Here is a 13965-nt window from a genome sequence, read left to right as displayed (position 1 = left end):
GATATAGAATGGGTAACTTTTACTGATCCTGATGATTTTTTAGATAGGGATTATTTTTATGAGGTGGATAGGTTTTTGAGAAAAGAGGAAGGTGAAGATCTGTGTTTAGTAGCTTGTAAGCTCATCTTTTACCGGGAAGCTATGAAAATTCGCTATAAGGATTCTCATAGCTTAAATTATAAATTTAAAAAAACTCTCATTTTAGAAAATGAAAATTTAGGGGAATTTATCCAACTTGCTGTAAATTGTGCCTTTTTTTCTTATAAAAAACTTGAGGATTTAAAATTTCCTACCACTTTGCCTAAATTTGAGGATGCCTTTTTTCTGAATCACTTCTTGCTTTTAAATTTAAAGCAAAAAACTGCCTTTTTAAAAAGTGCCAGATACTACTACACAAAAAGATTTGATAAAAGCTCGACTATGGATAACTTTGTTTATTCAAAGGCTTTGTTTGAGGGGTATTTAAGCTTTTTGAAGCTTGCTAAGGGGCAAATTCCAGCCTTTATGCAAAATGTCGTGCTTTATGATTTGTCTTGGTTTTTAAAAGAAAATGAACTTGATTTAAAAGAAAAAACAGAGATTTTAGAACTTTTAAAAGAAATTTTTGCTCTCATTGAAACAAATCTTATCATGAACTCTCGTTTTTTAAGCTTTAAAGAAAGATTTTTGATCTTAAATTTAAAAGAAGAAGCCTTACCCTCTCAAGAGCTTTCAAAACAAAAAACAAAACTATGGCTTTTAGCTGATATGCCCTTAAGAGCTGATGATAATGCTGAACATTTATACCGCTTTATAAGGCAAAATCACCCAGAACAAAAAATAGCTTTTGTGCTTAGAAAAACAAGTCCTGATTATGAAAGGCTTAAAAATGAGGGTTTTAGGCTGGTTGATCCAAAGTCTTTGAAATTTAAGTTTTTGCTTTTAAAAGCAGATAAGCTGATATCTTCTCACATAGATCGCTATTTTTTTGAAGGACTTGGCAAAAAAACACTTCTCAAAAGAAAATTTGTTTTCTTACAACACGGAGTTATCCAAAATAACATATCTCACTGGCTCAATCAAAGAAAAATAGATCTTTTCATCACCTCAACTAAGCCTGAGTATAAGTCTATCATAAATTCAAAGGATTATAAATTTAGTGCTAAAGAAGTAAAATTAACAGGACTTGCAAGACATGATGCCTTGCTTCAAAATAACAAAACTCCTTTAAAGCAAATCCTTGTAATGCCTACTTGGAGACAATACTTAAGCGGAAATTATAGCAAAAAGCTTATGCAAAGGCGTTTTAATGAGGGCTTTTTTGAAAGTGAGTATTTTAAGGCTTGGCAGGGCTTTTTAAAAAGTGAAAAATTAAAATCCTTGCTTGAAAAGTATGATTTTAAGCTTATTTTTAACCCTCACCCTCAGATCAAGGCTTATTTAAAGGGCTTTTTTTTACCAAAATATATACAAATAGCAGATGAAAATGTAAGTTTGCAAGAGCTTTTTATAAGCTCTAAATTTATGATCACGGATTATTCAAGTGTGGCTTTTGAAATGGCTTATCTTGGCAAAAGCACGCTTTATTATCAGTTTGATGAGGAGGAGTTTTTTAGTGGTAAGCACTGGCAAAAAGGCTATTTTGACTATAGAAAAGATGGCTTTTCACCAGTTTGTGTAAATGAAAATGAGCTTTTTAAAGAGCTTGAAGCCTTGCTTCAAAATGAGGGCAAGGCAAGTGGGATTTATGCTAATAATATAAAAAATACCTTTAAATTTAAAGATGGCAAATGCTGCGAGAGGATTTATAAGCAGATAAGGGCTTTGGAACAAGTGCCTTAAAAATTATCCCCTTATATAACTCATTTGATAATACAAAAGCAAATCTAAGTTTATTTTTTAGCCTTTTGAAATTCTCTTTTTATCCTAGGCACATCGATAAAGATGAATTTGATGAAGCCACCCTTATACCAATTTTTATAAGCTTTGATCCAAGCTTCTCCTAGTTTATAAGATAAGTGTTCTTTTATTTTTAAAGCTTCTTTATAATCACTATAAGTTTCTAAAGGAGGTAGTGAAGCTAATGTTTTATTTTTTGATTTATTTTTATGTTCTTTACCACATTTTATTAAATCAAAAGGTAGCTTAAAAATGCTTAGAATACTCTTGCTATCATGAATCATAATCGCTCCTAGCTTATAAGATAGCTGATTTTTAATTCTGATTTTTGCTGAATACCTTATAAAATCTTCGTCTATAAGTTCATCTTTTAAGATCTCCCAAGGCATTTTTCTTCTTGAAGATTTATATATGATATATTGATTTAATTCTTTAAGACATTTTGATAAAAATATAGAAGTATTTTTATATTTATATATTAGATTATAAAATTCTTCATAAAAAGGACCATAAACTATATCTGAGCAAAAATGATCGTCAAGTATTATCTTGTCGCTCAAAGAATCAATTTTATCCATAAAATTAAATCTTAAATAATGTAATAAAACATAAGGATAATATGAGGGATTATCATCATACTTGATACATTGGCTTATATGATCAAATAATTCTTGCTGATCTTTATCTATCTTACTCCCTGTAATATATAAAAACCAAGGAGAATATGCCTTTTGTCTTGGGTGCAGATCAGCCTTAAAAAGATTTTTTAGAACAATATCATATTGTTCTTGCAAACTAAAAATATCATAATAAAAACTTACCTCTTTACCAAGTCCTATATAACTAGCAATTCTTGCTAAAGTACTTTCTCCAGCATAAATTTCTTTCCCATGCGACATTAACACTATCTCATAGACTATTCTATCTACACCCTGAAGTCTATGATCTATAAAATCATCAACGATATGAACAGATTTTTTATAAAGATCTCTAATCTTTCTAATCCCTGTCAAATCATCAGAAAATAAAATTACTTCTTCTTTATTTCTTAAAGCCTTGTCTATAAGATCTATAATTATTTCGCTTGGACAAGCCTTGTTAAAGGAAGCTAAATGAGGTCTTTCATCATAGACTATATCCCCACTTCTCATATTAATAGTAATAAAGCCATTATCAAATCTTTTTGCCACTTCATTGGCTTGTAACATAACTTTTTTAAGATCTTGAGAAAAACCTATATTTTCCCAATAATTTTTATATTTTTTAAGATATTGAGTATTTTTTAAGCGTCTATTTACAATTTGTGCAGTTAAATGAGAAGTGTAAGAACCCCAAGGGTATTCTAATGTAGTTTGCATTTGCTTTAAAGTAACTTGCTTTACATAGGATCGTTCTGGTAGTACCCCAGTGTAAGAATAGCGTTGGATAAAATCAGGATCAAAAACATAAGCCTCACTTGAGGTATGAAGTCCAAAAATTTGATTGCCGTCTCTATTTTTTATGGATTTTTCATCATATTCTGAATCCTCCCAAACAAAACCAAATTTAAGATTTGAATGTTCTTGAAAATACATAGCATTCATCATGGCTAAAACCCTGCAACCAAATCCATCACTTCTTGAAGCCACAATTAAACCACGAAAATCCCTTGTGATGATCTTAAGATCACTGAGACCTATTTTTAAGGGTTTAGAAAAGCTGATCCTTATATATTTAACTTTTTCTTGGGTATCAAATCTTATATTTATTTCTAAGTCTGATATGTGAGTTTTAAATACATTTATCCATTCTTTTTCAAGAAAAGCATCAACTAAAATCTCTCCTCCAAGTAAGTGGTATTCGCCTTTTAAAGAAAATTGCACGCTATCAATATACTGATACTTCAGTATGTCAATATAATACCCCCCCCCTCTAGACAACACTCATAAGAGGTATTTTTTAAATCCTCTTCTTTAAAAACGCTCATTTTTATCCTTTCTGATATAATTTTTCATATTTTTATTTATCTTCTTTTCCCTAAATTCTCTTTTTATCCTAGGCACATCGATAAAGAGGAATTTGACAATCCCCCCCCCCCAGACATTATTGTAAGCTTTGATCCAAGCTTCGCCTAGTTTATAAGATAGGTGTTCTTTTATTTTTAAAGCTTCTTTATAATCACTATAAGTTTCTAAAGGAGGTAGTTTTAAACTTGGATTTTCTTTAATGGATTGTTCATAAGCCCTTTGTTCTTGTTTATGTTTATCTTTTATATAAGATAAGACATAAGGCATTCTTATATAACCTTTTATACTTTTTGAGTTTTCTATCATAGCTTGACCTAGTTTATAAGAAAGGTGGGATTTAAGACGAGTTGTTGCTCCTAGTAAAGGATTAAAAGTATATATAAAATTTTTCTTACTCTGTAGTAATTTTATATTTCTTTTAATCACAGCTTTTAGATCCCACTCGTTTAAAATTGAGTGTATGAGATAAATTTCTTCTTCCTTGGATAAAGGACCATGACCAGTTTTTTCATCATAATAAACAAAGAAAAAATACTTCATTTGAGTTTGCTTCTTTTCTAAATGATCAAAATAAGGTAAAAATTGCCACTTATAATGAAAAGTATCAAAAAAATTTTGAGCATTATAAAGCGTAAAATCTGCATCTATATCATAAAGACATAATCTGTTCTTGAATTTCAAAAATACCTCATCAGTTTTCATAGCAACTGTTTTATATAAAGCTGTAGAAAGATGAGGATGGTATTTATCAGTACTTGTTTGAGCATTACCTATAAATACCTTACAACCTCTCACATGCTTTGCCAACAAAACACTTGGGATACCGCCTGCTGAAGTACCAAAAAATAGGATATTTTTCGTATTTATGTCTTTGGAAGCAAAAAATGTTGATAGTATTTCCCCTAGTAAATTTGCATAATGTCTTTGTTCATCTCCAAAAAACCAAGCTATGGTTAATTTTGGATAATGAAATAAAGTAGGATCAAATAAACTTATTACATTGGCTTCTAAGCAATCAGCATAATGCCACCTTTGAAAAACAGGCATCATAGTTTCTCTTCTCATTGATCCAGGAGAAAAAATTACCCATTTATCACTACCTTTAAAATCCACAAACATAGGAAACAAAACCTTTTTATAGCTAATAAAAATTTCTTTGTTATTGCTTGAAATAGCTGATGATAAATCATAAAAAATACTATGAGATAACTTCGTCATTCATATCCTTATAAAATATAAAATCAAGCTTTTCCTTAGAGCTTGAAATATGTTTCTTAAAAATAAGCATATTTGTTGTTTGTAAGTTTGGATAACTTGCTAGATAAGGTATTGTTTGGCTATCAACACTATAGCATAAATCATCAACGCATTTCAGATAATAGTTTTGTTGCTCACTTCTGAGCCTTACAAGATTTTCATTAAATATTTCAAAGACAATACTAGGAGATAAAACAAAACGAAATTCTAAATCTTCATGAATTAAATTCATATCAAAGATTTCTATATGGTTTTGTATATGTAAAGAAATATTTTTTGTATCGAGTAAAAATATTCTTTGCATTTTGACATGATTTATTCTTTGGTGTTGCATGATAACTTCTAACACTTCATCATTTATGTTTGCTGAATTTATTTTTGAATTAAAATTTGAAAATTTTTTAGGGCTATATTCGATATTTGATATAGTGATAGTAGAATGTGTCTTTTCGCAAGACATAAGTTCTGCGGTTTCTGCATTTGTAAAATCAGCATGACCGCAATCATCAAAAATACATTCTTGATTTATATCCAAACAAAAATGAAATTCATCATTTTGCTTATGGGAGTTTGAAAAATGCTGACAAGTGCTTGCAAAATGTAAAGTTTCATTCCTAAAAGCAACAAAGCGAGGAGTAAAATAAAGGCCATGCTCTTTTGAAAAAGGCTCTAAAGCTTGAGTTATACTAGAAGCATTTTTGTTTATATGGGAATAAAGGATAGATTTTATAGGCTCTCTTGTAGAGTCCCCTAAAGGAAAATAAGTTTCATCAGATCTTAGCATAAAACCACATAATTTTCTTGTTTGCGAAACTAAGATATGAAAATCTATATCTTTTTTAGTTAGTAACAATCTTAATTTTTCAACGAAAGAAAAAGGATAAGTTTTAAAAATTTCCTTTAAATACCTAATATATCTTATACTTTCCCCTAAATTAAACTCTTGATAAGTAAGAGAATGCTCTGTTGTTTCGCCATTTTTATACCACATATGATAAAAAGTTTTTAAAGAACGCTTAATGATTGGAACAATATCAACACTTGCTCTAAAGTCTTTCTTTAAAGCAAAATACATCAAAACACTATCGCTCATTATACCATGATTATGTCCTTTTCTATACATCGATGGGCGTTGCAAATTTAATAAATCTTGAATGATTAGACTTTTAACCACAAGCATCCCCTCTTCATCTTTAAGTTCTAAAAAAGATTTTAAAAATCTTTCTAAAAAATAAAGCCTGATTGTAGTAGCATGATCGCCTTTTATATTGGTATAATAACGATTTTGCCTTTTTTGCACGATATGAAAATTATAAAAATCCTTAAGAACCATTTTGATTTCCTTAAGGCTATGTTGATCAAGCCAGCGTAAAGAATTTAGGTGATGAGCAAAAGAAGGAACTTTGTATGGATTTTGTGTCCAATTTATAGGAAAATCTAGCATAAGTTCATCGTTTCTATAGATAAGCTTGATCTTTTCATGATTTAATGCCCCCCCCCTATCATAAAATCAATACTTTGAAGTTTGAACTCTTTTTGCTTCCTAAAAGTTTTTAAATCCTTATACATATCAAAATAAACAAAAAGGAGCTTTTTAAAAGATTTACTTGCTTCAAGCCACCTTTTACCCCACATATAGGCTAAGGCATTTGGCTTAAGACAATTTCTTGTTTGATGAATCAAAGCACTATACTTTTCTTTTAAGATCTCAAGTTCTAGTTGAGTAATTTCTTGTATTTTAGCTTGGTTTTCTTTTGCGTTATTATCAAGAAAAAATATAAAAAAATCAACATTTAAATTAAAATCCAAATGATTAAACTCAAGATAATACACCTTCTCTTTTTCACCTATCTTTCTTGATATGAAACCTTGAAATTTTCCATCTTTTTCATATCCTTTTACAAGTCTTATAGAGCCTTTAAAATTTTTTGCGATTAAAATACAAGTTTTATTTTGACCTTGAATGCTTATTTTATTTGTTTTTTCATCGATAAGAATTTGCTTATTACTAGGTATAATAAAACTTGTAGTATAAAATTTTTCTTTATTTTTAAAATTTAGTTTCATACTATTTGTGGCGATTTGATCTAATGGCTTGCAAGTATCATTGATCTTAAATGATAAATTTTTCTTATCATAAGTGATTTTTCTATGATTTTCGAAGTGATCAAACATATAAGAAAAACCTTCAAATTCACAATACTTTTCATTATTGATAAATTTTTCTATCCTTGTTTTTTTGCTTCTTTGTAGGTTTGTATGTGCTACAACACCATTTGGACTAGTTAAGTTGTGGGCTTTATGGCTTCTTAGATATTTTCTCAAGGTATTATTTTCTGCATACTCAAACAAACCACTATCTAAAAACCACTCTTCATTATCATAAAAAAGTGTAAAACTCAAGTCATCATTGTGTCTGTGATAATTACTTAAATGAGTGCATTTAAAAACAAAATGCAAAGAATTTAAAAAATGATCTTTTTCTACGCTTGAACGCAAGATCACATAACCACTTTTTTCCAAAAAAAGCTCTAAATTATCTGGCTTTTGACCATTTATGCCACTTGAGATTAGATAAAGATAATTTTGATACTCTAAAGAATCTCTTATATTAAGATCATTTAAAACAAAGTCTCTTGGACTAAAATCTTGCGTATCTCCTATAAGGGGTAATCTTAAATTTGGCTGAGTAAAAAAACCCAAATTCAAACATGCTTTTTTAAAAATCTCCATAGGAAAAGCGATCTTTGATTCCTTTCCTTCCAAAGTTTGACCAAGCAAAAGGCATCTTTGAACTTGTATTAAACCATAGTGGAGGTAAGAGGGGGTATTTTCTACATGACCTCCATCTTCACAAAAAGCAAAACTAAGCTCATCATTTATCCTAGCAATGGCTTTTTCTTTTGCTTTTTGATCTTTAAGCTCAAAGGCACATTGATAGAGTGCTATGCTTTGATCAAGTCCGTGATTAGTCATTTTAGAATAAAATTTTTCATCAAGCAATTTAACTAAGTGGATTTGAAGTAAAGATCTTAAAAAATCACTTTCTCTTTTGAAGTTTTGCCGCATAAAAAACTTATAAAGTTTAATAAGATTGCAAGTTCTTAAGGCTGTAGCGTGATCATGAAAAGCCCAAGGATTATTTAAATGCCCCCCCCCTATAACACTTTCATTCCAAGAGTAAAGAATTTTAAGAATAAGCTCTAAAGCCCTTTCATCTTTACTTTCTTGATAATGTTCTAAAAGTTCTACTAAATAATCCATCTTATGCAAAATAAAAATCCATGATGTATGATGAAAAGGATTTTGTAAAAAATTTACATTGTTAAAATCTATACTTTGATAAGGTTTAGTCTCGGTAGTATCTAAAATTTCTTCATACAACAATTTTTGCATTTCATTTTTTATCATCATTACACCCTTTTATTTGCAATGATAAGTAAATCATCTTCTCTAATCCCATATCTTTGAAAACCAACAAGATCTTTTGCATAAAAAAGTTCATAGTCTAAACCGAATTTCTCTAACTTAGTTAAAACATCTTTTCCATAAGTTCTTGTGCTAAATCTTGGATTGTACCCTATCTTTCCATCAGGAAGCTCTATAGTTTGTCCCTTTGAAAGATCTTGAGGATATGAAAAATCAGTGGCTATCATTTTATCAAAATCAGATCTATCATATCTTTCTTCAGTCTTTTCCTCACTAAGTCCTCCAAGCCACAAAATCATTTTTCCATCAGAACTTAAGAGCCTTATCATCTCCAAAAGACACTTGTCATCATCCAAAACATGCATTAAAATACCTACGCAAATGATAAGATTAAAAAATCCTTTTTCAAAAGGCATTTTTTCTAAAGGATATTTATATATAGCATCAGAAAAAGGATCGCTTGTGAGATAGTTGTGCCAAGATATCTTTTTAAGCTCATTATAAACGCACATAGCAGGTCCTATATGAAGAATATTTTTTGTATTTTGCTCGTAAATTTTATAAATTCGTTCTAAATAAAGGTATTTTAAACGCATTCTTTCTAATGAACGACAATTTGGACAAAGTGCTTTTTTTCTTGAACGATAAGAGGCAAAACGAACTTCTTTTTTACAAATTGGACAAAAATCATGAGTATTAAAAATAAATTTATCCTTTGGCAAAATATCCCTATCATGCTCAATAGCATAAACAATATCTTCATCTTTAAGTTCTTCAAAGGTAGAATTTTCAAACTCATCATGCAAAGACATAAACCGGCAAAAATCATCAAATTCTTTGATAAGCTTGTTATTTACTCCAACAGCATAACGATTTGCAGTAAATCTAAGCTTACTTTTTAAAGTATCATCTCCTCCTTTTTGCCACCTAATAAAAGAAAAGGAATGAAGCATGGTTACTATATGAGTTAAGCCATGTTTTCGGTGTGTGATCATCATATCAAGCATATCCTTTGCATTGCCCTGAGTGTTTATATCTATCTTACTAAGATAGTTGGGTAAAAAATTTGTTGTTACAGGAAACTCCACTAAAGAACCATAACGAGCTAATTTATTTATGCTTTTATATACCATATCTTGTTTTGAAAGGGCAAAAGCGGAACTTTCGTATTTAAATCCTAGCTCTTGTAAAGCTTTAAGCGTATCAGCGTTAATCAAATAAGCTCCACCTCTAAAGGATACGCAAGGTTTTTTTGTGATATGTTCTATAAATTCTTTTCCATATCTTAAAGAAGCAATTTGCTCTTTTAAATCATAATCTATGATATTATTTGTCCATTTAGAACTAGGGTTAGAATGATGATGCAAGGCAACTTCATGACCTCTATCATCTATATCCTTAATGATTTTTTCAATCACATCATTAAAATTTTTATGCTCATAAATATTTATAAAAAATACTCCCTTAAGAGAATATTTTTCTAAAATATCCATAATTAAATACACCCCACACTGAGGATTTAACCCCTCTCCTGTTATAGCAAAAGGAATATTTTTTAAATGCTGCTCTACATCTATAGTGATATAATATTTTGTTCTTTTATTTGGTGAAAGATCGGCAAGATTTGATACTGATACATTTTTCGTGTCTTTAGATGAAATTTGAATTTTATTTTCTAAAATCACGCTCTTATCATCAGCATATGGAATTTCTTTACAAGGCAGTATCTTAGATAAATTTTGATTTTTCTTGAGTAAGGTATTGTGTATTGTTAATACTAAAGGGTATCCAAATTTATTGCAAAATGCGAAACTTTGCTCATAGTCTTTTACAAAACCTGTTTTATGAATATGAAAGCCGGTCCATTTTAGACCTTCTTCAAAAGAAGTTATATCATCAGTTTTTTTATAAAGTCTTTTTGTTTCATTTCTTAAGATATATAAACAACTCAAAGGGTGTTCTTTGCTTCTTCTCCATGAACTTAAAAAGGTGTAGCTTCTACCAAGCCTCGTTTGTATAACTAAAGAAGAGTTGATTTGCATTCCACTTTTGCCAATTTCCCTATCCTCAAAAATAGATTTTGAATTTTTATCCACAAGCTGCGTAAAAGAATCTGCTGTCATTAAGACTCTATCTTTTTTCGAAACAAGCTTATAAAATACACCCTTACTAAAAAAGATATTTTCGGGTTTTAACCTCGAAAGATAATCAAGCTTAGCTATAACATAAACTTCACTTCCTTTTTTTGCCTTTACATTGGCATAGATAGTATTTTTTACCCTTGCTATAGAATATATCTTCGTATGTGCTTGGTGGTTTAGTTTGCTTACCTCTCCCTTCAAATCAATGCTATAAATTGCCGAATTTGTATTATCTACATCATTAAAAAGAGCTAGAGCCTTAGTTTTTGAAAGTTCTAAATACTCTTCAAGATAAGGAGTATTTACAGATGTGAGGATTTTAAACCCATCATTTTGCAAACTTCCTAAAAAATGCTGTCCGTCTTTACCCAGGGTAAGAAAAAGAGCATCTTTAATTTTTAGTAAAGAAAAAACATTTTCATAAGGCAAACAAACACTTTGTCTTTCAAGCTCATCATCTTTGCAATCATTATAATTTTTGATCATATGCAATTTATTTGATTTTATATAAAACAAATCATTATGCATAATCTCAATATAAGTTACTTCTTTAATTTTTAGTGTTTTGATTTCTAAGTAATCAACATTATTCATTTTTTATCCCTCTTTTCCCTAAATTCTCTTTTTATCCTAGGCACATCGATAAAGAGGAATTTGACAATCCCCCCCCCCCAGACATTATTGTAAGCTTTGATTAAAGCTTCGCCTAGTTTATAAGATAAGTGTTCTTTTATTTTTTCTTTTTCTTTTTTCAAAGACTCACACTGCTGGAGTAATTTTGTATTTTCATCATAAAGTTTGAGTATAGTTTGCTTATGATTAAGAAATTCTGTTTGTGAGTTTTCCTTTTTAGAGACGATCTGTTCTAGGATAATATTATAATCAGTATATTTGTTTAAACTGATATTAAGTTCTTTTAGGTATGTGTCTTGCCCTTGTTCTAAACCATTTAAAAAGACATTTTGAGGAAAAGCTAAATCCTTCTTCCAACCAGCTAAAACCCTAAACACAAAGGATCTGTGATTTGATACAATGATATTTGAGCCTAAAATACACTGGATGCTGGCTAAAAATTTTTCATAATTTTCCCCTACGATCTTTTTATCTAAAATTTGATCTTCATTTAAAATTTGCATTTGTTTATCAATGTATTCTTTAACAACATTGATATCAAGGGTTTTGTTCAAGTTTTTAAGATTATCTTGAAAACGTTGCTTATAAATTTCTTGAAAGCAAATATCATATCCATTTGTTATTAAATTAACCCTAGCATTTGGAATTTTCTTTTTGATCTCTTTAGTAAAATTGATAATGCGTTCAAGCTGAGTATATTTTTCCAAGACATATTCATTTCCTTTTTTTGTTTTAAGATTATACCAGCTATGGGTATTTACTGCTCTACCAAACCAATCACAAACTATGATATCCCCTTGATTATTTAAAGGTAAAGCAGCACAATCGCCAAGTCTTAAGTGAAGTGTAATATTGATATGCTTCATATCATAAAAGCTTTGTTTATAAAATCCAAAATGCTCTAATTTTTCATGAAAAAAATCAATAAATTGATTTTTATATAAATTAAGTCCCATTTCATAAGCAATAAAACCATAATCATCGGTGTGAAAAAGATGCTGTGGTGCTATGCAAATAACGCTTTCATCATCTATATGTTCAAGCTCATCAAGAATAATTTGCGTATCAAGCAAGGGGTTATTTATCTTAATATAGCTGATTTTTTCTTCATTGGGGAAAATAGACAAATCATTTAAGAATTTTTCATAAAAATATGAATAAAAAGCAATAAATTTCAATTCCTCATTAGCTATACCCCTAAATTTAAGTCCTAATAAATCACTATAAAAAGACGCTATGGAGGCACAAGTGATAAGATCTCCAAAACCACTATCAACAAAATGAACCTTATAATACTTAATCTTTTTCTCTTTAAGTTTATTTCTAATTTTTAAGATATTATAAAAAACATCGTTTTTTGTCATAAATCCCTCCTATCATAATCCAAAATATCCCTACTCACACAAGAGCCAAAAATCAAAACTTTTTTCATCAAGCTACCTTCCTATAAATTTCATTCTTTGCTATAAAAATCGCAGCAAGCTTATTAGTAATTGGCACAAGACCACTTGACATAGCTTCATCTCTTGAAACACCTTGAGAGTCCCACCTTGTTGGATTTAAAAATATGCCATATTCTTTATGGAGTTTTGAAATTTCATTTTGTCTTAAAAATCTTTTTTCTATACTGATATTTTTAAATTCTTTTAAAGGTTTTACAAGTTCATCAAATAATTCTCCATCGCCTATGATTTTAAAGCTAAGATCTTTAAAGAAGTCTTTTTTACTAAGTTCTAAAATGGCTTTTATGCTTAGGTCATTGGCGTATTTTTTCGAGCTGAAAATTTTTGCACTTATAAAAGGCAAAAACCACAAAAAACAACACCAAAATTTACCTCCAAAACGCAAAAAACAAGGCTTTAAAATCTTAAAAATAAACCACATAAAAAAACTTTTTAAGGCAAAATAATGAGAATTGATATAAAGTTATTTAACTTTTTACTCATTTTTTTAGTAAAATATTGATTTATATTATCATATATATGTATATTTTGCCTTAATTTGATCAAATATTTACTTTTTATTTGATATAAATTTATATTAAATTTAATATCTCTAAAATTTTGAAACCGCCTGCTTACGCAGGAATTAAGCAGAGCAAATTTCAAAATACAACTCATCTAAAAAGCTCCAACTCTTTTTGTATCACAAGTTCTTCACTACTTTGTTTTCTTACTCTTTTTGCTGCATTTTTAGAAAGTTCTAAAAATTTGTTTTCATTATAATAAAGCTCTTCGATAGCATCAGCCATAGCCTTGTAATCCTCAGCCGCAACAAGCATTCCGCAATTTTCATCAACAAACTCAGGAATCGCAGCAAGCTTATTAGTAATTGGCACAAGACCACTTGACATAGCTTCATCTCTTGAAACACCTTGAGAGTCCAACCTTGTTGGATTTAAAAATATGCCATATTCTTTATGGAGTTTTGAAATTTCATTTTGTCTTAAAAATCTTTTTTCTATACTGATATTTTTAAATTCTTTTAAAGGTTTTACAAGTTCATCAAATAATTCTCCATCGCCTATGATTTTAAAGCTAAGATCTTTAAAGAAGTCTTTTTTACTAAGTTCTAAAATGGCTTTTATGCTTAGGTCATTGGCGTATTTTTTCGAGCTGAAA

Annotated in this window: 9 protein-coding genes; 1 reads left to right on the top strand and 8 read right to left on the bottom strand. The window is 29.4% G+C overall.

Annotation, left to right across the window (positions count from 1 at the left end):
- Positions 1–1821: CDP-glycerol glycerophosphotransferase family protein (locus DMB92_RS08905; protein WP_142682705.1), on the top strand; the 1821-nt coding region annotated here is incomplete at its 5' end.
- Positions 1822–1871: 50 nt separating this feature from the next.
- On the opposite strand, the gene DMB92_RS08900 is transcribed toward DMB92_RS08905, so the two are convergent.
- From DMB92_RS08900 to DMB92_RS08865, 8 genes are all read right to left on the bottom strand, one after another.
- Positions 1872–3797 (bottom strand): hypothetical protein, encoded by a 1926-nt coding sequence (locus DMB92_RS08900; RefSeq protein ID WP_142682703.1) that lies wholly within the window; start codon positions 3795–3797, stop codon positions 1872–1874.
- Between the two features lie 33 nt (positions 3798–3830).
- Complete coding sequence (locus DMB92_RS09455; protein WP_260604795.1) at positions 3831–5102, bottom strand: hypothetical protein; 1272 nt, start codon at positions 5100–5102, stop codon at positions 3831–3833.
- Positions 5083–6585: a heparinase II/III family protein gene (locus DMB92_RS08890; protein WP_142682702.1), complete on the bottom strand. Its 1503-nt coding sequence runs from the start codon at positions 6583–6585 to the stop codon at positions 5083–5085. The genes DMB92_RS09455 and DMB92_RS08890 overlap by 20 nt, the downstream gene beginning before the upstream one ends.
- A 41-nt stretch (positions 6586–6626) precedes the next feature.
- A complete protein-coding gene (locus tag DMB92_RS08885; protein ID WP_185900188.1) occupies positions 6627–8552 on the bottom strand; it encodes a heparinase II/III family protein in 1926 nt (641 codons plus the stop codon).
- A 2-nt stretch (positions 8553–8554) separates the two neighbouring features.
- Positions 8555–11305, bottom strand: coding sequence for a polysaccharide deacetylase family protein (locus DMB92_RS08880; protein WP_142682699.1), 2751 nt, complete (start codon positions 11303–11305; stop codon positions 8555–8557).
- Entirely contained in the window at positions 11302–12708 is a 1407-nt protein-coding gene (locus DMB92_RS08875; RefSeq protein WP_142682698.1) for a hypothetical protein, read from the bottom strand. The genes DMB92_RS08880 and DMB92_RS08875 overlap by 4 nt, the downstream gene beginning before the upstream one ends.
- A 67-nt stretch (positions 12709–12775) precedes the next feature.
- Positions 12776–13228 (bottom strand): glycosyltransferase, encoded by a 453-nt coding sequence (locus DMB92_RS08870; protein ID WP_142682697.1) that lies wholly within the window; start codon positions 13226–13228, stop codon positions 12776–12778.
- Positions 13229–13460: 232 nt separating this feature from the next.
- The coding region (locus DMB92_RS08865; protein ID WP_142682696.1) for a glycosyltransferase at positions 13461–13965 on the bottom strand (505 nt) is incomplete at its 5' end.

It is taken from the genome of Campylobacter sp. MIT 99-7217 (assembly GCF_006864365.1).
GTDB lineage: Bacteria > Campylobacterota > Campylobacteria > Campylobacterales > Campylobacteraceae > Campylobacter_D.
Note: the sequence above shows the minus strand (reverse complement) of the source record. Positions and strands in the feature narration are given on the sequence as shown.

Excerpts from the sequence above, each read along its gene's own strand:
- DMB92_RS09455 (WP_260604795.1), bottom strand. The coding sequence starts at position 5,102 with ATGACGAAGTTATCTCATAGTATTTTTTATGATTTATCATCAGCTATT.
- DMB92_RS08890 (WP_142682702.1), bottom strand. The coding sequence starts at position 6,585 with ATGCTAGATTTTCCTATAAATTGGACACAAAATCCATACAAAGTTCCT.
- DMB92_RS08875 (WP_142682698.1), bottom strand. The coding sequence starts at position 12,708 with ATGACAAAAAACGATGTTTTTTATAATATCTTAAAAATTAGAAATAAA.
- DMB92_RS08870 (WP_142682697.1), bottom strand. The coding sequence starts at position 13,228 with ATGTGGTTTATTTTTAAGATTTTAAAGCCTTGTTTTTTGCGTTTTGGA.
- DMB92_RS08885 (WP_185900188.1), bottom strand. The coding sequence starts at position 8,552 with ATGATAAAAAATGAAATGCAAAAATTGTTGTATGAAGAAATTTTAGAT.
- DMB92_RS08880 (WP_142682699.1), bottom strand. The coding sequence starts at position 11,305 with ATGAATAATGTTGATTACTTAGAAATCAAAACACTAAAAATTAAAGAA.